Annotated in this window: 17 protein-coding genes and 2 pseudogenes; 8 read left to right on the top strand and 11 right to left on the bottom strand. The window is 69.6% G+C overall.

Annotation, left to right across the window (positions count from 1 at the left end; all coding sequences use genetic code 11):
* Nucleotides 1–145 precede the first annotated feature (145 nt).
* Both ACFP1Z_RS23990 and ACFP1Z_RS23985 read left to right on the top strand, forming a co-directional pair.
* Nucleotides 146–1,349, top strand: a pseudogene (locus tag ACFP1Z_RS23990) (RNA-guided endonuclease InsQ/TnpB family protein); the annotation flags it as partial.
* 202 nt (nucleotides 1,350–1,551) lie between these two features.
* Nucleotides 1,552–2,409 carry a 3-hydroxybutyryl-CoA dehydrogenase gene (locus ACFP1Z_RS23985; protein ID WP_390319500.1) on the top strand — a complete coding sequence of 286 codons (858 nt, stop codon included), beginning with the start codon at nucleotides 1,552–1,554 and terminating at the stop codon, nucleotides 2,407–2,409.
* Between the two features lie 73 nt (nucleotides 2,410–2,482).
* Here the strand turns inward: ACFP1Z_RS23985 and ACFP1Z_RS23980 are convergent, their stop codons facing one another.
* Both ACFP1Z_RS23980 and ACFP1Z_RS23975 read right to left on the bottom strand, forming a co-directional pair.
* Nucleotides 2,483–3,586 carry a hypothetical protein gene (locus ACFP1Z_RS23980; RefSeq protein ID WP_390319314.1) on the bottom strand — a complete coding sequence of 368 codons (1,104 nt, stop codon included), beginning with the start codon at nucleotides 3,584–3,586 and terminating at the stop codon, nucleotides 2,483–2,485.
* Between the two features lie 466 nt (nucleotides 3,587–4,052).
* Nucleotides 4,053–4,258 (bottom strand): annotated as a pseudogene (locus ACFP1Z_RS23975) (MazG-like family protein); the annotation flags it as partial.
* Nucleotides 4,259–4,825: 567 nt separating this feature from the next.
* Here ACFP1Z_RS23975 and ACFP1Z_RS23970 point away from each other — a divergent pair.
* A complete protein-coding gene (locus tag ACFP1Z_RS23970; RefSeq protein WP_390319312.1) occupies nucleotides 4,826–5,101 on the top strand; it encodes a lactococcin 972 family bacteriocin in 276 nt (91 codons plus the stop codon).
* Between the two features lie 1,258 nt (nucleotides 5,102–6,359).
* On the opposite strand, the gene ACFP1Z_RS23965 is transcribed toward ACFP1Z_RS23970, so the two are convergent.
* The 4 genes from ACFP1Z_RS23965 to ACFP1Z_RS23950 all read right to left on the bottom strand — a co-directional run bounded on the left by ACFP1Z_RS23965 (nucleotide 6,360) and on the right by ACFP1Z_RS23950 (nucleotide 8,504).
* The gene (locus tag ACFP1Z_RS23965) at nucleotides 6,360–6,851 is read right to left on the bottom strand and encodes a hypothetical protein (protein WP_390319310.1); all 492 of its coding nucleotides are present in this window, start codon (nucleotides 6,849–6,851) and stop codon (nucleotides 6,360–6,362) included.
* A gap of 5 nt (nucleotides 6,852–6,856) precedes the next feature.
* Nucleotides 6,857–7,177 (bottom strand): hypothetical protein, encoded by a 321-nt coding sequence (locus ACFP1Z_RS23960; protein WP_390319308.1) that lies wholly within the window; start codon nucleotides 7,175–7,177, stop codon nucleotides 6,857–6,859.
* Entirely contained in the window at nucleotides 7,174–7,419 is a 246-nt protein-coding gene (locus ACFP1Z_RS23955; protein WP_390319306.1) for a hypothetical protein, read from the bottom strand. Before ACFP1Z_RS23955 ends, ACFP1Z_RS23960 begins: the two co-directional genes overlap by 4 nt.
* A 356-nt stretch (nucleotides 7,420–7,775) precedes the next feature.
* On the bottom strand, nucleotides 7,776–8,504 hold the full coding sequence (locus ACFP1Z_RS23950; RefSeq protein ID WP_390319304.1) for a GntR family transcriptional regulator: 729 nt from the start codon (nucleotides 8,502–8,504) through the stop codon (nucleotides 7,776–7,778).
* 56 nt (nucleotides 8,505–8,560) lie between these two features.
* Between ACFP1Z_RS23950 and ACFP1Z_RS23945 the strand changes: the two genes are divergently transcribed.
* Nucleotides 8,561–9,376 carry a class I SAM-dependent methyltransferase gene (locus ACFP1Z_RS23945; RefSeq protein ID WP_390319302.1) on the top strand — a complete coding sequence of 272 codons (816 nt, stop codon included), beginning with the start codon at nucleotides 8,561–8,563 and terminating at the stop codon, nucleotides 9,374–9,376.
* 37 nt (nucleotides 9,377–9,413) lie between these two features.
* Nucleotides 9,414–9,989: an HD domain-containing protein gene (locus ACFP1Z_RS23940; RefSeq protein WP_390319300.1), complete on the top strand. Its 576-nt coding sequence runs from the start codon at nucleotides 9,414–9,416 to the stop codon at nucleotides 9,987–9,989.
* A gap of 194 nt (nucleotides 9,990–10,183) precedes the next feature.
* On the opposite strand, the gene ACFP1Z_RS23935 is transcribed toward ACFP1Z_RS23940, so the two are convergent.
* A complete protein-coding gene (locus ACFP1Z_RS23935) occupies nucleotides 10,184–10,717 on the bottom strand; it encodes a hypothetical protein (protein WP_390319298.1) in 534 nt (177 codons plus the stop codon).
* Between the two features lie 217 nt (nucleotides 10,718–10,934).
* Between ACFP1Z_RS23935 and ACFP1Z_RS23930 the strand changes: the two genes are divergently transcribed.
* The 3 genes from ACFP1Z_RS23930 to ACFP1Z_RS23920 all read left to right on the top strand — a co-directional run bounded on the left by ACFP1Z_RS23930 (nucleotide 10,935) and on the right by ACFP1Z_RS23920 (nucleotide 13,008).
* Nucleotides 10,935–11,441, top strand: a complete 507-nt coding sequence (locus tag ACFP1Z_RS23930) for an NUDIX domain-containing protein (protein WP_390319296.1) — start codon at nucleotides 10,935–10,937, stop codon at nucleotides 11,439–11,441.
* 136 nt (nucleotides 11,442–11,577) lie between these two features.
* On the top strand, nucleotides 11,578–12,423 hold the full coding sequence (locus ACFP1Z_RS23925; RefSeq protein WP_390319294.1) for an MOSC domain-containing protein: 846 nt from the start codon (nucleotides 11,578–11,580) through the stop codon (nucleotides 12,421–12,423).
* A gap of 327 nt (nucleotides 12,424–12,750) precedes the next feature.
* Nucleotides 12,751–13,008: a hypothetical protein gene (locus ACFP1Z_RS23920; protein ID WP_390319292.1), complete on the top strand. Its 258-nt coding sequence runs from the start codon at nucleotides 12,751–12,753 to the stop codon at nucleotides 13,006–13,008.
* Nucleotides 13,009–13,063: 55 nt separating this feature from the next.
* Here the strand turns inward: ACFP1Z_RS23920 and ACFP1Z_RS23915 are convergent, their stop codons facing one another.
* From ACFP1Z_RS23915 to ACFP1Z_RS23900, 4 genes are all read right to left on the bottom strand, one after another.
* On the bottom strand, nucleotides 13,064–13,594 hold the full coding sequence (locus ACFP1Z_RS23915) for an NUDIX hydrolase (protein WP_390319290.1): 531 nt from the start codon (nucleotides 13,592–13,594) through the stop codon (nucleotides 13,064–13,066).
* A 46-nt stretch (nucleotides 13,595–13,640) separates the two neighbouring features.
* Entirely contained in the window at nucleotides 13,641–14,978 is a 1,338-nt protein-coding gene (locus tag ACFP1Z_RS23910; RefSeq protein WP_390319288.1) for a tetratricopeptide repeat protein, read from the bottom strand.
* 93 nt (nucleotides 14,979–15,071) lie between these two features.
* A complete protein-coding gene (locus tag ACFP1Z_RS23905) occupies nucleotides 15,072–16,691 on the bottom strand; it encodes an MFS transporter (RefSeq protein WP_390319286.1) in 1,620 nt (539 codons plus the stop codon).
* A 946-nt stretch (nucleotides 16,692–17,637) separates the two neighbouring features.
* Entirely contained in the window at nucleotides 17,638–18,792 is a 1,155-nt protein-coding gene (locus tag ACFP1Z_RS23900; RefSeq protein WP_390319283.1) for a PP2C family protein-serine/threonine phosphatase, read from the bottom strand.
* Nucleotides 18,793–18,934: the final 142 nt, after the last annotated feature.

Here is an 18,934-nt window from a genome sequence, read left to right as displayed (position 1 = left end):
GGGGAGGGATCGGACTCCTGCGGAGCAGGGCAGAGGTGGCCGTTTCGCCGTCAGGGCGAGACGACGTCCACCGTCCCCGCAGGTGAGGGGCACCATAAAGGTCAATCGGACTCAACTGTCAGTCCTCCCGGATAGGTTGATTCGCATGACTGCGGAAGCGAAGACGGAGGATCCCAGGCACGCCCGGTACACCTACCGTCTTCGCCTGTCCGCGACGGCGCGCCGTGAGCTTGAAGGCGAGTGGGACCGCTGCCGGTGGCTGTGGAACGAGTGTGTCGCGAAGTCCAAGCAGGTCCACCAGGCCGCGGAGGTGTCCGGCGAGAAGGTGACGTGTGGCCCGGCCCAGCTCGACAGGATGCTGACCGGGGCTCGCAGGTTGATGCCCTGGCTCCGTGAGGGCTCGTCGGTTGTTCAGCAGCAACTCATTCGCGATTTCGGCAAGTCCAGGGCGAGGGCCCTGAAGGACATCAAGGACCGGTTGCCCATGGCACGCCGGGCGGGGATGCCCCGCTGGAAGAAGAAGCGCGACTCCACCCCGACGCTGAACTACACAAAGCGCGGGTTCCGCCTCAGGGAAGGCCGTCTGCACCTGGCGGGCGGGATTGTCGTACGCCCGGTGTGGTCGCGGGAGCTGCCCGGGCCGCCCAGTTCGGTGCGCGTGTACCGCGACAGCGTGGGGCACTGGTGGGCGTCCTTCGTCGTCCCGGCGGTGACCGGACAGCTCCCTGGGACGGGCCGCATGATCGGGATCGACTGGGGCGTACGCGAGATCGCGACCACCACCAGCGACGACCACGACCTTCCCCACCCCCAGCACGGCAAGTCCGCCGCGCGGAAGCTCGCCAAGTACCAGCGGATGATGGCCCGCCGGAAGCCGAAGAAGGGACAGGCCGCCTCGAAGGGCTACCGCCAGGCGAAACGGCAGACGGCAAAGCTGCACCGGAAGGTGGCAGCCCAGCGGCAGGACACCGCCCGCAAGTGGGCCAAGCGCGTGGTCCGCGACCACGACGCGCTGGCCGTCGAGGACTTCAGGCCGAAGTTCCTCGCGAAGTCGACCATGGCGCGCAAGGCCGCGGACGCGGCGATCGGCGCGACCAAGGCGGCCCTGGTCGAGATGGGCCGCAAGCACGGGTGGGACGTCCGCCTGGTGCACCCCGCGCACACCACGATGGACTGCGCGCAGTGCGGAGCGAGAACCAAGCACGCACTGCCTCTTTCCGAGAGAACGTATGCCTGCACCGCGTGCGGAGCCGTGTCGCCTCGCGATAAGAACTCCGCTCGCGTGATGCTGGTCCGGGCTGGTCTCGTACCCGGCTAGTGCTGATCGTGCAAGACCTGTACCCCCGCCGGGGGTCAGGCGACGTGAGCTAGGAATCCCCCTCGTTTACGAGGGGGAGGAGTCAAACCGTACGTACGGTACATGCCGAAGCATGCCCGCCCGCCCTCTTCGACACGGCTGACCGCGGAGTAACGTCTGGAAGGCACGTACGAAGAACAAGCTCAGCGCAAGATCAGCGAACGTTCAGGGAAAGGCACGTTGTGACGGACACTGTGGCAGACGTGGCACGCGTCGGAGTGGTGGGCTGTGGCCAGATGGGCGCGGGCATCGCGGAGGTGTGCGCGCGGGCCGGCCTGGAGGTCAAGGTCGCGGAGACCACCGGTGACGCCCTGGAGCTGGGCCGCACCCGCCTGATCAACTCCCTCGGCAAGGCCGCCGAACGCGGCAAGATCACCGAAGCGGAGCGCGACGCGGCGGTCGAGCGGCTGTCGTTCACCACGGACCTGGGCGAGTTCGCCGACCGCGATCTCGTCATCGAGGCCGTCGTGGAGAACGAGCAGATCAAGACGGAGATCTTCCAGGTCCTCGACCAGGTGGTCACGCGCCCCGACGCGATACTGGCCTCCAACACCTCCTCCATCCCCCTGGTGAAGCTCGCCGTCGCCACCTCGCGGCCCGACCGCGTCATCGGCATCCACTTCTTCAACCCGGCGCCGGTGCAGAAGCTCGTCGAGATCATCCCGGCGCTCACCACCAGCGAGGAGACCATCAAGCGCGCGGACACCCTCGTCGGCGCCGTCCTCGGCAAGCACGCGATCCGCGCCCAGGACCGCTCGGGCTTCGTCGTCAACGCCCTCCTCATCCCCTACCTCCTCTCCGCCATCCGCATGTTCGAGTCCGGCATCGCGAGCCGCGAGGACATCGACAACGGCATGGAGCTCGGCTGCGCCCACCCCATGGGCCCCCTCAAGCTCTCCGACCTCATCGGCCTGGACACGGTGGCGTCGGTGGCGGACAGCATGTACGAGGAGTTCAAGGAGCCGCTGTACGCCGCGCCGCCGCTGCTGCAGCGGATGGTGGATGCGGGGCGGCTGGGGCGGAAGTCGGGGGCGGGCTTCTACACGTACTGACGTTTCGGGGCGCGCTCGCTGCGGCGGTTCCGGCCCGGAATACGTACGGGCCGGGCCGCCGTCGGGCGACGCGTCACCCGGTGAACACGGCACCCTGGCCGGGACCGTTGCCGTTGCGGCAGCCGCGCAGGGCGGCGCGCACGGCGGCGGGCCCGCGCAGGCCGCTGTCGACGGCGCTGCCGGGCCGGTCCTGCCCGTACCCGGACGCCCGCCGGGCCGCCTCCTGCCGACAGTCCCCGCAGCACACCTCCTCCCCCACCGGCCGGAACACCCGCCCGCACCCTCCGGCACAGGTCTGCAACTGCCTGGGCGCACGGGCCGGTTCATCGGCGCCGAGGCGCGGCAGCGGCGGCATCTTCCGCGTGAGCCGGTCGCGCACGAGCGCCGCCGGACAGTGGATCGCCTCCGGCAGCCCACTGGTCAGCGCCTCCCGCAGCTCCCCCAACGAGGCACCGCGCAACAGCCATTCGGCGACGAACGGGGCCAGGGCCTGGATGTCGCGGCGGCTGAGCCGGAACCTGCGCTCGGTCCGGGAGAGGTGATCGAGGGCCTGGACCGCACGGGGGTGGAGCGGGTGCAGTTCGGGGTTGGGCAGGGCGGGGATGCCGATGGGCTCGTCGCGGGAGGACGAGGGGGCCGGAGCCGGGTCCGGTGACAGTTCGGCGTGCGCATCCGGTACGGCGGGCGGCTCCTCCTCACGGGAGGGCTGGGAGGGCGGGTTCTGCTTCTTCTCCCCCGTGTTTTCTGGGTGACGGCCGACGGACCGACCAGTCGGCCGACCGACCGCCGGAGAACCACCACTCGGCGCGACCTGTGAACTCCCCTTCGCCACGACTCTCTTGGGCGCCCCGCATCCCGCGCGTACGGCCTTCGCCTCCTCGCCGCTCAACGGCACGTTCGACACAAGCTGCTGCGTGGACCAGCGCCCGCGCGCCCCCTGGGACCGCCACTCGTGCACGAAGCCCTCCGCCTTCAGCTCCTTCTTCGCCCGCTTGAACGCCTCGGACTTGATCCCGACGCGGCGCGCGGACTCCGAGAGCGAGAGGTTCGCCCCGTCGGGGAGGGAGAGTTGATAGCTGAGCAGCCGGAAGGCGTCGGAGCCGATGCGGGTGTTCCGGATGATCTCGTTCGGGATCTGCGTGAAGAAGCCGGTGGGAGCGATAACATGCCTGAGCACGGCGGGACCTCCATCGTCCTTGCTGTGAAGGCCCCTGCCGCTGGCTCCTATCCGGCGTCGGGGGCCGCCCCGTTTGTGGGGTACGGGGCCGACCGGTTCCCGGTAACGGTAGGCATGCTGTGGGGTCAATCTCCGTGCGGAGGAAGCAAGTTCACCCGCGAGGAGACAAGGGAACACACTTCCGATCTGACCAAACAACGAGGCCGGGCGCTACGCCCGTTGGAAGGCCGGTCACCGCCACGCCCCGAGGACCACGCGTCGTGGTGGCGCCCCTGGCACTAGCTGATCGCCGACACTGTCGCCCGAGGTGTGGCGGTGCGACGGACCAGGACGAGCCATGCCGCACGGCGAACTCCCGTCAGTGCTGCGTGGTGCTCCCATGGGAGCACGCCCATTCGGGGGTGCGGCTGCGCTCGGGGCAGGCGAGTGCAGAACGGCCCAATGGCGACGCATGGGACCCGGCCGGTCATTGATTCAGGAAGCGCTCGGCGACGTGCGCGACTCGCCCCTCGAAGACCTTTGCCGCGTCCGGGGTAATGGTCTTGAGGGCGACCATGCTGGTGAGATGACGTCGCAGAGTTCGGTCTGTACGTCGTCCCAGGTATGGCCGTTGCCCTTGCGGGGGTTGGAGCCGGTGACGCCGTGGATGGCTTCGGCGACTTCGCCGGTCTTCTAGCGGGTGGCGGTAAGGAAGCCGGCGAAGTCGGGCGGCGCTGAGCGCGGCGTCGCGCCGCCCGAGGATGCCGGTGGTTGTCTCGCCGATGCTTTGGTGGCACGCGGCTGGGGTGCTGGAGTTCGCGAATTGACTCAAGGTGATACCCGAACGGGGCGGCCAGGGAATCTATCATTCCGCGGCGGACGCCGCCCACCCCCTTGCCCATCCAGGCAACAATCCCAGCCAAAGAGGAGAGTTGCGGCCAGACCGCCACCCCTTTTGGAGTGCGAAAAACAGCTGTATACAACGGTCGCAATCCGGTCAATTGCGACAAGGTACAAGGTGATGCTTTCGGTCATTGTCGAGCAAACGACTTTACCTCGAAGGCTTGTTCATCGAGGATCTCCTTCGGAAATCCCATTGGGGACGATCGAAGGGAGAGTGTCAGCTTCATGAAAGCGATTGGCAGATCGGTTGCCCTCGTCGCCGCGGCCGCAGCCCTGTCCGCCGGAGCCCTTGTTTCTCCGGCCAGCGCGGCTACCCCTCAGGCGCCTGAGTTCCTGGGGCATCCGAAGGAGTGGGGGATGGTCACCTTCACCGTCAACCCGTCCGCACACTCTGTGAAGATGTCACCGACGGACGAAAATGTTGGGGGTGGAACGTGGAGTCATGGGACCGGCACTGACGGCATCTACAAGGGATGTTACTCCAATTACATCCACCCGTCGAAACGTCACTCCGCATCGGTGAGCATTGGCAATGCCACGGACAAGAGCTATGCAGATGCTGGTGACTGGGCAAATGCCTACGCCAGGTCAGGCTGGGCGTTCACTTGTAACGCCTACTGGGCCACCTACTAGCGCTTGGCTCTCCTGGCTTGAGGTCCCGGTCGGCCAGAGATGTGTGGCGGCCGGGGCCTCGGCCTCTTAACGACCCGCTTCCCACTCCCTGTAGGTGACGGATGTGCAGCACGGACGTCCAGCCACCCGACTCGACCTTCGGTTCGATGGATGTCGCGGCCGGTGCGCCTGAACTACCCTCCTCTCCTTGGCAGTTCTGTTGGTGCCTCCGCATCCTCAGTGTTCACCTCGCCTACCGGATGCGCCTGACGTTGGCCCGTAGACTCGCGACGACGACTGCCGTACTCTCAGGCAGAGTTGGTGTCTCACATGCACCCTGTCGCTGATTGCTGACTTGTCCCACCTGGTCACCGAAAAGGATATTTCTAATATCGTGCTCTCTTCGCGATCCCGTATCTGGGCATCTGTGGCTGCGCTGACGTTGGGCGCGCTAGTTGGGCTGCTTGCCCCCCTTCTTCTTGCCGCTGGCGGAACGGCAGGCCATGTGGCGAGTCTCGTACTGGGCGCCGGATGGGCTTGGGCGGCGATGGCATTCTGTGTGGGGGTCACGCGAAAATCCAGGGTTGAGTCCGCCGTTCTGGCACTTGCCGCCTTGGTTGCAGGTGTGGTCGTTTATTATGCGGCGGAAGCAGTACAAGGAAAATTCAGGGTACCGGACCTGCATTCCCATTCCGGGGCGGCAGTGAAGTTTTATTGGTCCGGTTTCTTGTCGTCGATGGCGGTCTGGTGCGTAGTCGCCTGCGTTCTCGGGCCTCTGCTGGGACTGGCTGGAAACCTTGCGCGGAATCAGGGATTTCGCGGTCTCCCCTTTCGGGTGCTGGTTCCGCTGGTGGCCATTGTCGACACGTCGATGCGAATCCGTTTCGATGCTCCGTTGCAAGGTGGGGTCCCTGCGGCTACGTGGAGTGTCATACGTCTCCTGGCGGTGGCTGCCGTCCTTGTCCTGGTGGGGCATGCGGTGGTCGTCCGCTGGTCACGTTCTTCCGTAAGACAACCGCGGGGTTGATTCCCTGCGGCACCTTTCACCGTCAGCGCGAATCCCGGCCTTACAAGCCCTTGCCAGGGACGCGGAGTCGGTCAACGGGCCGGGGCTGGACAGGCAAACGCTTACTTGTCGAGCCCCAGCAGGTGGCCTCTTGGTGCGCACCGGTCGGGGCAGGTACCGCCCACTCGTCTGCCGGCTGGAGGGGCATGGCTGGTTCGGGTGGGCGGTGGTTGTACCGAGTGTGCTCAACTTGAGCAGGTCGGCCCAGGTGTCTCAGAAGCCGAGGCGGCTCCATTGTTGGTTGAGCGGCGATCTGCGGCGGATGCTCGTGGTTCCCCATCGGATCGTCTGGGCTTTGACGGCGGCCTCGACGAACTCTGACCATTCCTCCTGGGTGCGGTTACCGGGAGACGGCTCGAACGCCACCAGGAGACGGACGGGGCCACCGTCGGCGACGTGCTGCAACCAGGCCCGGCCGGGATCGGGGATGCACATGCGCCAATCCTTGTCGCCGTAGTCGAGCGAGGCGACTCCCCGGTGCACGGACAATCGTGGGCCCACGTAAGGCGGTTCCTCCGCGACCGGGCGCAGGCGCAGGCACGCCGACAAGGCGCGCATGCCCGCGTCGATCCATTCAGGAGTCTCTCCGCGGCGGCGGGGCGGGGTGTGGGTCATGAGGAGTTGCGCCATCGGGCCGGCGTTCCCGTGGTGGATGCCGACCGTGTACGTGATGTCTGCCAGGAAGGCGAGACTCGGTGTGATCACGTGAGTCACCATGAGCGACTCCGGCGTTCGCGGTTCAGCACCACGACCCGGGCCCTGAGACGGTCCTGTGCGTTGGCGGGCCGGTAGCTCGAAGTGTGCCAGGGCTCCCCTCCGTCCAGAGGGCGAATGGTCACCTCGTGACCGTCCCACCCGATCGCCTTGCCCACACGGTCACGGCTGGTGTCTGTAACCAACTCGCCCGGTTCTGGAGCCCACTTCGGCATCCCGTCGGACTCATGGGCGTTCCGCTCGGCTGTGCCGTCCCGGTTGACGATGAAGGCCGTTCGGTGATCGACACTCGTTGTGTGCCGGTCGGGCTCGCTCATTGTGTGCTCCTCCCCTTGCGCCCCTGGTGGGTGCGGGTGATCTCCCGGGCGACGTCGAGGGGAGCGTTCACGGTCTTCGGCGGGTGATCTTTGAAGATCAAGACCTGGCCGTGCTCCGATCTGCGCATGTCCCGCACGCGTCGCCACGCGCCGTCGTGAAAGACCCAGTCGCCCTCTTTGACCCTCTCCAGCGAGACACGGATCTTCTTCGTCCCCCATGGGGCCGCGGTCTCTTCCGCCACCGGTTGCCTCCTCCTCGCACCGTTCGATCTCGCCGATGGCTGCGCGCCAGTCGAACCCGCCCCCAGGCGGGAGGAGTCAGACGCAGCTGAGCGACGATCCGTCGGAGTACGGGACGGGGTCGCCGATCCCGTGGACGACCCCGATACGCCTTCGCTTGGTGTCGAGGACGCGTATGCCTCGGGCGACCCAGCCGGGCGTGCCCACTGGCTGGTCGGCCGCCTCATTGCCTTCCCCGAACACGGGTCGGCGCGCGAGGGCGTGGGCCTCCGAGGCGGGGCAGGCGGAAGGCGTCAGACGATCAGGGCAGTCCTGAGTCACGGGGAACACACTGGACCGGTTGACCGGTCCAGTCAAGTCAACTGATCGAGCCCATCGGGTAGTTGTCCTGCCGCTCCCAGAGGTCCGAAGGGGTCACGCCTTCCTCGCACACCAGTGCGCGGCCGGTTTCGTCATAGGCGACATGCAGGTCAACGGCTACGGCCAGCGGGGGCTCGCGCTCGAACCGTGCTGCCTCATCCGCAGTGGCAAGCCGGACTGTTGTGATGTCGGTACCCCTGGCCGGCCGCCATCCGGTCTCACGTGCCACGTAGTTGGTGGTGCCCTCGGTGATCGGGCCCCTCTGCGCCAGGCGCGGGCAGCGATCGGCCACGTCCGGCGGGAACCAGGCGCTGACCAGTGAGAGCGGCGTTCCATCGTCAAGCAGGACGAACCGGTCCCGCCGCAGGGCCGACTCTTCGGGCCGGAGGCCAAGGGCGTCCCGGACGCGATCGGGCGGGACCTCTCGGGTAGGGGTGCCAAGCCTGCGGAATGGCCGACCACCGGACACCCGTGCGGTGTTGGCACGTCTCCCGCCTGCCGGCCTGGCCAGAGGGACGTCCGTCACCAGGACGCCGAGCCCCTGCCGCGAGACCACCACGCCATCGGCGCGCAGCATGTCCAACGCCTTGTTGACCGTGGCTCGCGAGACGCCCCACTGCTCGCACAGATCCCGGCTGGACGGCAGCAGGTCGCCGGGCCTGAACTCACCCTCGGTGATGCGCCTGCGCAGTGAGTCGGCGATCTGTTCGTACTTCAACACCGGCATGCCTACGACTCCGATCCGCTGGACAGGTTGACCGGCCAAGAGACAGCATGCTCCCCATGACTCTCCCGCCCGCAGTCGCCCCCGAGATCATCGCCTTCTACACCGGGGGGTACGACGAGGCGACAAGACTGACGTCTTCCGCTGACGGCAGGCTGGAACTGGTCCGCACCCAAGAGCTGCTGCGCCGCCACCTTCCGCCGGCGCCCGCGAGCATCCTGGACGTGGGAGGTGGGCCCGGCGTACATGCCAGGTGGCTGGCCGCCGATGGTTACGACGTCCATGTCGTCGACCCTGTTCCCCGTCACATCGAAGCAGCACAACAAGCCGGTTGCAGCGCAGAACTCGGTGATGCGCGGCAACTCGCAACACCTGATCACTCCTACGATGTCGTGCTTCTCCTCGGGCCGCTCTATCACTTGCTCGACCAGGAGGACAGGCTCCAGGCCTTGGCGGAAGCCCGCCGTGCCGTCAAGCCAGGCGGCTTGCTCGCGGCCGCCGCGATCAGCCGCTATGCCTCCTTGTTCGAGCACACGGCAACCACCTGGCTCGATCGCGAACGGGTACACGACGCGGTGAAGGACATCCTGGCCACCGGACGTCACGACCCGGGGCGCAAGGGCTTCACGGCCGCGTACTTCCACACGGCGGACGGGCTTGCGAATGAACTGGTCCTCGCCGGTTTCCAGGGTGTGAGTGTCTATGGCATTGAGGGGCCGACGTGGTCCCTGCTCAAAGCCGCTGAGCAACACACGGGCGACCAACTCGCCGATTCACCGATGTTCCGGGCCGCATTGGCGGCGGCCCGCATGGCGGAGGCGTACCCCGACCTGCTGGCAGCCAGCTCGCACATGCTGGCCGTCGCGCGGTCCTGAAAAGACGACCCGTTGATCCCCTGAGAGGACAGGCCGCATGACAGCCGATCAGCACGCCAAGGGTTCCGTGAGCTACCTCATGGAGATGGGTGCACTGAAGCGGGCGAAGCGTTCAGGCTGGTGGATTGCTGGCGTGAAGGACCCCGAAACGATCGCTGAACACAGCTTTCGCACTGCCGTCATCGGATCCGTTCTGGCCATGATGGAGGGGGCGGACCCGGCAAAAGTCGCGCTGCTGTGCACCTTCCACGACACCCAGGAAACGCGTGTCGGTGACATCCCGTGGATTGGCCGTCGCTACCTGAAGTCGGCGAAGAACGAAGACGTTACGGCAGACCAGGTTGCGGAAGCACACCCTGCGGTCGCCTCGGGTATTCAGGCCATCGTCGAGGAGTACGAGAACGGAGACTCCCCTGAAGTCGTGATTGCCCATGATGCCGACAAGCTTGAGTGCATGATCCAAGGGCTTGAGTATCTGGAGCAGGGCTACAGCAACGCCCAAGAGTGGGTTGACAGCACACGGGCCAAGCTCAAGACCCCGTCCGCAATCGCGCTGGCGAATGCGGCACAGGGCATGTCATCGATCGAATGGCAGCGGGTCTATCTGGGCTGATGCCAAACGGAAAGACGCCCCCGACATCGGCGCGAGGCCGACGTCGGGGGCAGTGCGCTATGGGGTACTCGCGGCCTGCCAGATGGAGACGAACAGTCCGGCGACCGCGAGGAGGGCGGCGCGGCTCGCGGTCGAGGCGGCATAGCCGTCCGGGCCTGTCGAGTGCTCGACCGGAGCGCGGGTGACCCCGACCGCTACAGCTCATCGTCCTCGTCGCCCGCGCTTGACTCGCGGACGTACCAGAGATCGAGCACGTACCGCTCCGGAACTGGGCATCGCTCCCACGCCTGACGCATGTCTTCCACGCTCCAGTCACTGGTGAGCTGCCGCACGACAGAGTCTCGGTACGCCACAACTTCTTCCCGGCCGCTCCACGAGGCATAGCCCTCGTACACGCCGGGACGAGGCAGTGACATCTCCCCGGCCGGCCCCGAGGTGAACTGATTCACCATCAGCACACCGTTCTCAGACTCCAGGGCCAGTCGGACAAAACCGCTCACGGACTGGCCAGGAGTCGGTTGCGGGCCGTCCCAAACCCTGATCACGACCTCGACCTTGATGTCGCGCTGAAGACTGTGGACGTACACGTGATACCCACTGCTGGCGACAACGTGAGCACGGGCATCCTCCAGCGCTTCGCTGTCGACGGCATCGGCTTCCGGATCGGAGATGTCCAGCGCTTCATAGTCCGGCTTGGCAAGCGTACGGATCTCGGTGATGAGAGCCATGCGGTCTTCCTCTGTTGTACAGATTCACGGAACGATGGTCACGTAGAAGGATTCTCCGCAGCGAGGCCCCCGTAGTCGTGGCCCGCGACACGAAAGGACTCATTGCCACCCTCAGCACCGCTGGCCGCGTACAAGCCCTCCCGATCCCCGTGGCGACGACCGGAGAAAAGCCACAACTGCCATGCGGCCAAGGCCCTGTACGGCTACCCTCCCCAAGATGACGTCCCCGCCGCCCGCCACCGCCCACTACCTCCGCAACGCCGCCTCCGGCCTCGTCGTCCGCGACGGACACGTCCTCCTCGTGCGCGGGACCTGGCACGGCTCCGAGGCCGAGATCCACTGGCTCCCCGGCGGGGGTCAGGAGCCCGGGGAGACGCTGGCCGCCTGTGCCGAGCGCGAGGTCCTCGAAGAGACGGGCGTGCGGGTCAAGGCCGGGCCGATGCTGGTGCTGCGCGAGCGCATCGCGGGGAATCACCCCGGCATCCCGGCGGAGACAGGGCATCACCGGGTGGAGGCGGTCTTCTGGTGCGACATCCTCCACCAGCCCGCGCGGCTCGGCGGGGACAACCACGACGACGCCCAGACCGGCGTCGACTGGATCCCCCTGGAGAAGGTGCACAGGCTGCGCATGGCTCCGCCCTTCCTCCAGGCCATGCTTCCCGACCTCGCCGCGCGAGCCGCCGCGGGGCGCGCGCACGCCTTTTACGCGGGCGACGTGGAGTGACGTGTCGGGGACGCCGGTCGGCCGAGGGGTGGGCCCGGCGGTGGACGCCGGCTTCGGCTCCGGACCCGGCCCCGGACCCGGAAGCCGACAGTAAACCCACTGGGGCGCCCCTCCGTAGATCTGTATCGTGCCGCCCATGGCCGCAGTACTCGAACTGACCACCTATCCCATCAAGGGCTGCGCCGGCACCCCCCTCACCGAGACCCTGCTCACCGAGGCGGGCCTCGCGCACGACCGTACGTTCATGGTTGTGGACGAGGGCGGCGGCTTCCGCAGCCAGCGCACGGATCCGAGGCTCGCGGTCGTCCGGCCCGAGGTTGACGCCGACGGCACGCGGCTCCTTCTCCGGGCGCCCGGAGTTGACGAACTCCGTCTCGATGTGGACCTGTTGGCGGCCCGCCGCGAGGTGGAGCTGTTCGGCAGGCCGTACCGGGGGATCGATCAGGGGGCGGAGGCTGCCGCATGGTTCTCGGAGGTGCTCGGTGCGGCCAGCCGGCTCGTGCGGGTCCCGCCCGAGCAGGAGCGGGTCACGGACGGCTGGATCCCGGGCCGGTGCGGTTACGCGGACAGCGGTGCGACGCTCGTGGTCTGTCCCGCCTCCCTCGCGGAGTTCAACCGCCGTGTCACCGAACGCGGCGGCGTGGCCCTGCCGATGGACCGTTTCCGGCCCAACATCGTCGTCGGCGGGGAGGGCTGGGACGAGCCGCACACCGAGGACCGCGCCCGCCGTTTCACCGTCGGCAATGCCGAACTGGGCTACGCCAAACTGGCCACCCGCTGCGTGGTGACCACCGTCGACCAGGACCAGGGCGTCAAGTCCGGACCGGAGCCGCTGCGTACGCTCGCCACGTACCGGCGCAGGGCGAAGGGCGGGGTCGCCTTCGGCGCGAAGTTCTCCGTCGTGCGGGCCGGGAAGCTGGCGGTCGGCGATGCCGTCACCGTCTCCGAGTGGGGGGAGTCGGAGCTGCGCCGGGTGGCCTGAGGCGGGTGCCGGAACCGGCGCGCAGGTCCGTACCAGCATGTCCGGCCGCTACCCCCCGTGTTCGTCCCCCGCGCCGCGGAATCCGCCGCGCGGGGGACGTTCCTTGCTCGTCCCCCGTCCGTCTTCCGTGCGTACCCCGCACGTCTTCCGTCGCACACCTGGTTTCACACGGGGTGTGCGCCGGTGACCCGCATTCACCCTCCGCACACGCTCCCGTGTGCGCTGCCCAGGCGGTTGACTCGACTCCGGCAGTTCGACTCACAGGTCGAACACGCAATCCGCACAGGCACTTTGCACGACGGGGGCTTCCCGGAAGGAGTACGGACCGTGACCATCCATCCCGAGCGCGACGCCAAGGCGGCCGAGCTCGCGGAGCTGCGGCGCAACCTCGATGTGGGCGTCGTCCGCATCGACGGCCATCTCGCCCTGCTGAGCCGGCGCAGCGACCAGACCGAGCACGAGATCGCCGAAGTGGCGCAGCGGGTACGGGCGTTGGAGCAGGGCAGGTGGCCGCTGCCGTCGATCGCCGCGCTCACCGGCGTCGCCGCCCTGGCGCTCGCCGTGTGGCAGGCGACGGGCCGGTGAGCGCGAGGGGTGCCCGGTCCCGCGGCCCGTGACCAGGAAGAGCCCTGATCCGGGGTCAGCCGAGCCGGATGTGGTGCAGCAGCAGCAGAGCGGCCGCCATGTTGGCGGCCGGCACCTCACCGCGGCCGATCATGTCGGGGACGAGCTTGAGCGGTACCCACTCCCTGCGGTCCGACTCGAAGTCGTCCTCGGGTTCGCCGATGTACTCGGCCTCGTCGGACCAGTAGATGTGATGGCGGGCGTCGGTGAGGCCGTTGGAGGGCTCGATCGACATCAGGTGCCGCAGCGGGCCGGGCCGCCAGCCCGTCTCCTCCTCCATCTCCCGGGCCGCCGCGTAGGCGAGGTCCTCGCCGTCCTCGACGACGCCGGCCGCCAGTTCCCAGCCCCAGTTGTCGGTGATGAAGCGGTGCCGCCACAGCAGCAGGACCTCGTTGGCCTCGTTGACCACCGTGGCCACGGCGACGGGCCGCAGCCGGATGAGGAAGTGGTCGAGGTGGCGGCCATCGGGGAGTTCGACGTCCGCGAGATTGACCCGGAACCAGCGGTTCGCGTAGACGGTCCGCTCCCTGAGATTCTTCCAACGCACGTGTTGCCACCTTCCGCCGAGGTGGCCACCTCCCCGGGCGCTGAACTCACAAGGGCACGCGCAGCGCCCCGTCGATCATTTCTGCGGCCTCGGCCGTCGCCGCACACCCACTTTCGATCAGGTGCTCGCGCACCGCCCGGAGCCGATCCCGTAAGCGCTGCGATTCCATGCCTCTCGCCTGCTCGGTCATCTCCCGTGCGGTGGCCACCGCCTTGTCCGCGTCTCCTTGACGCAGCTCGATGTGCGTGAGCATGGCGAGCCGGTGGACACGGCCCCGGTCGTGCGCGGGGGTGTCGACGGCCCGGTCCGCGTGCTCACGGGCGGGTCCGAGGTCGCCGAGGCTCAGCAGCGCCTCCGCCACCTGGACGTTCACCAGGCCGGGCTGGACGTAGCCGGTCTCGGCGGGCTCCTGACCGCGGCGGATGCGTTCGGCCGCGGTCTCGGCGCGGCGGATGCAGGCGAGCGCGCCGGCGCCGTCGCCGAGTCGCGCGTACGCCTTGGCCTGCATGGCGTAGAGGTCGGCGGCGAGCGCCGGGGTGAGCTCCGCGCCCGCGGCCCGCAGCGCGGACTCGGCGAACGCGACCGCTTGCCGGTACTCCCGCATGAACAGCGACTGGTTGACGAGCAGGGCGATGACGTACGCGCCGAGTCCGCGGTCGCCGCTGGCCTTGGCCAGCCGCAGCGCCTGGTGGAAGTAGCGCTGGGCGAGTCCGTGGGCGTCGGAGTCGTACGCGCAGATGCCCGCGACGGCGACCAGTCCGCCGGTGGCCCGGTGCAGTTGCCGGCCCGTCTCGTCGGGATAGCTGCCGCGCAGCAGGGGCGCGGCCTCGGCGTTGAGGAAGCCCACGACGCGGGCGCGCGTGGCGATGCCGCCGGCCTTGCGGTACATCTGCTCGTAGTGGGTGCGGGCGGCGCGCAGCATCTCGATGTCGTCCATGGAGACGCGGGTGAGGCCGCGCCGGGAGACATCGGCGTCCTCGGGCGGGTTCTCCCACTCCCAGACGGGGATGACGGCGGGGGTGCCGGTGACGGCGGGGGCGGTGACGACGTGCTCACGCTGCTGTTCGTCGGAGCGCCACAGGGCGGTGGCGCGCTCGACGAAGCCCGAGAGCGGGGTGTTGGGCAGCCGGGGACTGCCGGGCCTGCCCAGGCCGATGTCGTCTAGGGTGAGCGGGCGGTGCAGCCGCTCGCCGAGGACCTCGCAGATCAGGTCCGGCACCTGGCCGCGGGGCCGCTGGCCCTTCAACCAGCGGGCCACGGCGGTGTGTTCGTACCGCAGTGCCAGCCCCCGGGCCCGGCCCGCCGCGTTGACGTGGGCCGCCAGACCGGCATGGGAGATGCCGGCCTCGTCGAGGATGGCGTCGAGAAGAGTATTGGGCTCCATCCTGCCCTCCGACCTGCCTCCGAAGCGCTCGGTGGGATCAGCGTAGTGGAGATCCCTTCGCACGGGGTGTGAACCGGCCGTCGCGCTGGGGCATCAGACCGGTGCGCCGGGTTCCTCTCCCTCGCCCGACTCCCGCCGCTTTCGCGCCTGTTGGGCCGCGGCGCGCGGTCCGGCGCCCTCCGGTTCCTGCGGTACGGACTCCAGGGGCGGCGGCACGCTCGCGGCGGGCAGGGCGGGCGCGGAGGCGACGGCGGACAGCGGGGCGGCGACGTCCTCCAGCGCGGTGCCTTCGGCGTCGACGCCGAGGAAGACCTCGGTCAGGCCGCCGAGCATCATCACGGCGGCGCCGAGCAGATAGCCGAGGAAGAGCCGGGTGCGGTCGTGCCCGTCGCCGATCAGGTGCCCGTACAGATAGGGGCCGGTGGCGCCCACGCACTGGGCGAGCGCGAAGAAGACGGCGATGGCCTGGCCGCGCACCTCCAGCGGAAAGATCTCACCGACCGTCAGATATCCGGCGGAGGCGCCCGCGGAGGCGAAGAAGAAGATGACGCACCAGGCGGTGGTCTGGGTGGTGGCGCTGAGCACGTCGGCCTGGAACAGGGCGGCGGTCAGGGCCAGGGCGACGCCGGAGAAGAGATAGGTACCGGCGATCATGCGGCGCCGGCCGACGGTGTCGAAGAGCGGGCCGAGCAGGACCGGGCCGAGCAGATTGCCGGCGGCGAAGCCCATGAGGTAGAGCGGGGCGCGGTCCGCGTCGACGCCGTAGAAGCGGGTCAGGACGAGGGTGTAGGTGAAGAAGATGGCGTTGTAGAGGAAGGACTGGGTGATCAGCAGCGAGGAGCCGAGCACGGAGCGGCCCGGGTAGCGGCGGAACAGCAGCCGCAGCAGGGTGGGGTAGCCGGCGCGCGGAGTCTGCCGGAGGAGGATGGCCCGGTCCGCGTCGACGGGCGCGAGGCGGTGCCCGGCGCGTTCCACCTCGCGCTCGATGCGGGCGATGGCCTCCTCCGCCTCGGCCGGCCGGCCGTGCATGGCCAGCCAGCGGGGGCTCTCGGGGAGTTGACGGCGGATCAGGAAGACGGTGAGGCCGAGGAGGGGGCCGAGCAGGAAGCCGAGCCGCCAGGCGATCCGGTCCGGGAAGGTGTGCAGCAGCCACAGTTCGGCGGCGGTGCCGAGGATCGCGCCGGCCCAGTAGGTGCCGTTGACCAGGAGGTCGACGCGGCCCCGGTAGCGGGCCGGGACCATTTCCTGGATCGCGGAGTTGATGGCCGAGTACTCGCCGCCGATGCCGGTGCCGGCGAGGAAGCGGGTGAAGTACAGGAAGGCGTTCCAGGCGGTGCCCTGACCGAGGGTCAGGGCGGTCAGTCCGCTGCCGAAGAGGTAGACGCCGAAGGTGAGCAGGAAGAGCCGGCGCCGCCCGAGCCGGTCCGCGAGCCGCCCGAACCACAGCGCTCCGGCGACCTGCCCGACGAGATAGACCGTGGCGATCAGGCCCGCGTCCCCGGCGGTCAGACGCAGGGTGTCGCTCCGGGTGAGGACGGCCGCGACCGCGCCGGCCACGGTGATCTCCAGCCCGTCCAGGATCCAGGCGACACCGAGCGCCACGACCATCCTGGTGTGGAAGGGCGACCAGGGCAGCCGGTCGATCCGCGCGGGCACGAGGCTGCGCACGACCTCCCCGGGTCCGTGCGCGGGCGGCGCGGGAGGTGCGGTCACGGTACGAACGCCTCCTCGGGTGCTGCGGCCACGGGTGCCGCGCGGCGGGCGGCTCCGAGGCACAACGAGGGGCGGGGGCGGGGGTGACGGGGCAGTCGGTTCCGGGCCCGAGGCGTGCACGGAAGGGTCAAGTGCCGGTGGGGGCCGGTCGGTTGCGGTCGACGGCGATCGGTGGGGATCGGCTGCGGCGGGGCGACGGCAGCGTGGGCGGTGACCGTGGCGAGCGACGGGGCTGGTTGTACGGACGGGCGGCGGCCGGGTGCGGGCGGGTGCGAGCGGACCGGACCGGGTGCGGGGACGGGGGCCAGGCACGTGGGAGCACAGGAGCGGCTCCGCCGGGTGTACGGACCGGCGGCAGCCGGGTGCGAGCGGACCGGGCCGGGTGCGGGGACGGGGCCGGGCACGCGGACAGGGGCCAGGCGCGGGGACGGGGGCCGGCTCTACGGCCGGGCGGCGGTCGGCTGCGGGCGGACGGGGCCGGGCGCGCGCAGAAGCGCAGGACCGGCACCGCCGGGTGAACGGACCGGGCCAGGACCGGGCGCATGGAACGGGACGGGATCCGGTGCGCGGAGGGAGGAGCCGACAACGCGCGTGAGCACGGGACCGGCGCCGCCGGGTGGACGGACCGGGCCGGGACCAGGCGCACGGAACGGGACGGGATCCGGTGCGCGGACCGGGACGGGGGCCGGTGCTCGGACGGCCACTGGCCGTACCGCGCGGGACGGCAGGCGAGCCGTCCGCCACGCGCCCCCCTGCCCACACCTCTCCGGCAAGGGCCGACAGCAGGGCGGGAGCGCAGGACGACCGGGCAGGGGCCGATGCGCGGGCGGCGACTGGCCGTACAGCGGGACGACGGGCGAGCCGTCCGTCCCACGCGGCCCTGCCCGCACCCCTCCGGCAGGGGCCGGCAACGGGCGGGAACGCAGGACCGGGCCGGCCGGGAACGTCAACTGCCCCCTGGCAGCGCCCCCTTGGCCGCTCCCGAGCGGCCCAGGACCAGGAGTGCGATGTCGTCCGTGATCCTCCCGCCCGTGTGCCGCAGCAGTGCCGACTGCACCCGTTCCACGACGCGTGCCGGGACGAGCGGGGTGCAGCGGGCCGCTTCGGCGAGGGCGTTCGCGAGGGGGAAGAAGGTGCCGCGCCGGTCGCGGGCGTCCTCGGCGCCGTCGGTGTGCAGGACGAGGGCGTCGCCGGGGCGCAGCCGGGTCAGCCGGGAGACGGGCAGTTCGGGCGGGAGCGGGAACAGCCCGAGCGGGGGCAGTGGTTCCTCGCAGGCGGGGACGGCCCGCGCGCTGCTGCGGCCGGTGGCGGAGAGCCGGTGCGGCCAGGGGTGGCCGCAGTTGAGGGCCGCCACGGAGCCGTCGGCGTGCAGCTCCAGCAGCAGGACGGTGACGAATTCCTCGTCCGTGAAGCGTTCCTGCCCGGGGCGCGCCGGGGCCGTGACGTGCCGGCGGTCCTTCAGGTGACGCTGGAAGGTGCGCTCCAGCCGCCGCAGGACGGCGGGGAGTTCGGCTTCGTCGTGCGCGGCCTCGCGGAAGCTGCCGAGCACGGCGGCGACGGTGTGGACGGCGGTGAGGCCGTGGCCGCGCACGTCCCCCATGACGACGCGCAGGCCGTGCGCGGTGGCCAGCACCTCGTAGAGGTCGCCGCCGACGAGGGTGCCGTGGCTCGCGCACAGGTGGCCGGCGGCGATGCGGACGCCGCCGAGGGCGGGCGGCAGCGGCCGCAGCAGCGCGTGCTGGGCGGTGACGGCGACTTCGTGGGCGCGGTCCAGCTCGCGCAGCAGCCGCATGCGGCGGCCGGTGATGACGTAACTGGCGCCGACCACGGCCAGGATGGCGCAGCACGTGCCGACACGTACGTCCGCGTCGACGGTGCTGGAGGGGCCGTAGGGCAACAGCACGAACAGGGCGCACAGGGTGGACATCGTGATGCACTGCCGTCTGCCGGTGCCGGCGCAGGCGATCGCGGGGGTGGCGGCGAGGAGTTGGAGGGCCGGGGCGCGTCGGGAGGCGGCCGACTCCCAGACGATCACGGCGAGCACCCACAGTCCGGGGAGCGCGAAGACCAGCGCCCGTACTCCCGCCTGTGTCCGGATCATGCGCCAGCCCCCTAGCCGCGACAACGCGTCATTCTCGCGAGCACGCAGAGCTACGTTGATATCACAGCGTTCGTTTCCACCCCATTGAGTGATATTCGAACACACTCGGGGACGGTGTGCGCGAGGGGCGCACCCGGTGACC

It is taken from the genome of Streptomyces gamaensis, assembly GCF_042656465.1.
Taxonomy (GTDB): domain Bacteria; phylum Actinomycetota; class Actinomycetes; order Streptomycetales; family Streptomycetaceae; genus Streptomyces; species Streptomyces gamaensis.
The sequence above is the reverse complement of the archived record's forward strand: the minus strand, read 5'-3'. Positions and strand labels throughout refer to the sequence as shown.

What these genes read in the sequence shown, in the direction of transcription:
- ACFP1Z_RS23970 (WP_390319312.1), top strand. Translation starts at nt 4,826, where the DNA reads ATGGTCACCTTCACCGTCAACCCGTCCGCACACTCTGTGAAGATGTCA.
- ACFP1Z_RS23960 (WP_390319308.1), bottom strand. Translation starts at nt 7,177, where the DNA reads ATGAGCGAGCCCGACCGGCACACAACGAGTGTCGATCACCGAACGGCC.
- ACFP1Z_RS23950 (WP_390319304.1), bottom strand. Translation starts at nt 8,504, where the DNA reads ATGCCGGTGTTGAAGTACGAACAGATCGCCGACTCACTGCGCAGGCGC.
- ACFP1Z_RS23945 (WP_390319302.1), top strand. Translation starts at nt 8,561, where the DNA reads ATGACTCTCCCGCCCGCAGTCGCCCCCGAGATCATCGCCTTCTACACC.
- ACFP1Z_RS23940 (WP_390319300.1), top strand. Translation starts at nt 9,414, where the DNA reads ATGACAGCCGATCAGCACGCCAAGGGTTCCGTGAGCTACCTCATGGAG.
- ACFP1Z_RS23935 (WP_390319298.1), bottom strand. Translation starts at nt 10,717, where the DNA reads ATGGCTCTCATCACCGAGATCCGTACGCTTGCCAAGCCGGACTATGAA.
- ACFP1Z_RS23930 (WP_390319296.1), top strand. Translation starts at nt 10,935, where the DNA reads ATGACGTCCCCGCCGCCCGCCACCGCCCACTACCTCCGCAACGCCGCC.
- ACFP1Z_RS23925 (WP_390319294.1), top strand. Translation starts at nt 11,578, where the DNA reads ATGGCCGCAGTACTCGAACTGACCACCTATCCCATCAAGGGCTGCGCC.
- ACFP1Z_RS23910 (WP_390319288.1), bottom strand. Translation starts at nt 14,978, where the DNA reads ATGGAGCCCAATACTCTTCTCGACGCCATCCTCGACGAGGCCGGCATC.
- ACFP1Z_RS23900 (WP_390319283.1), bottom strand. Translation starts at nt 18,792, where the DNA reads ATGATCCGGACACAGGCGGGAGTACGGGCGCTGGTCTTCGCGCTCCCC.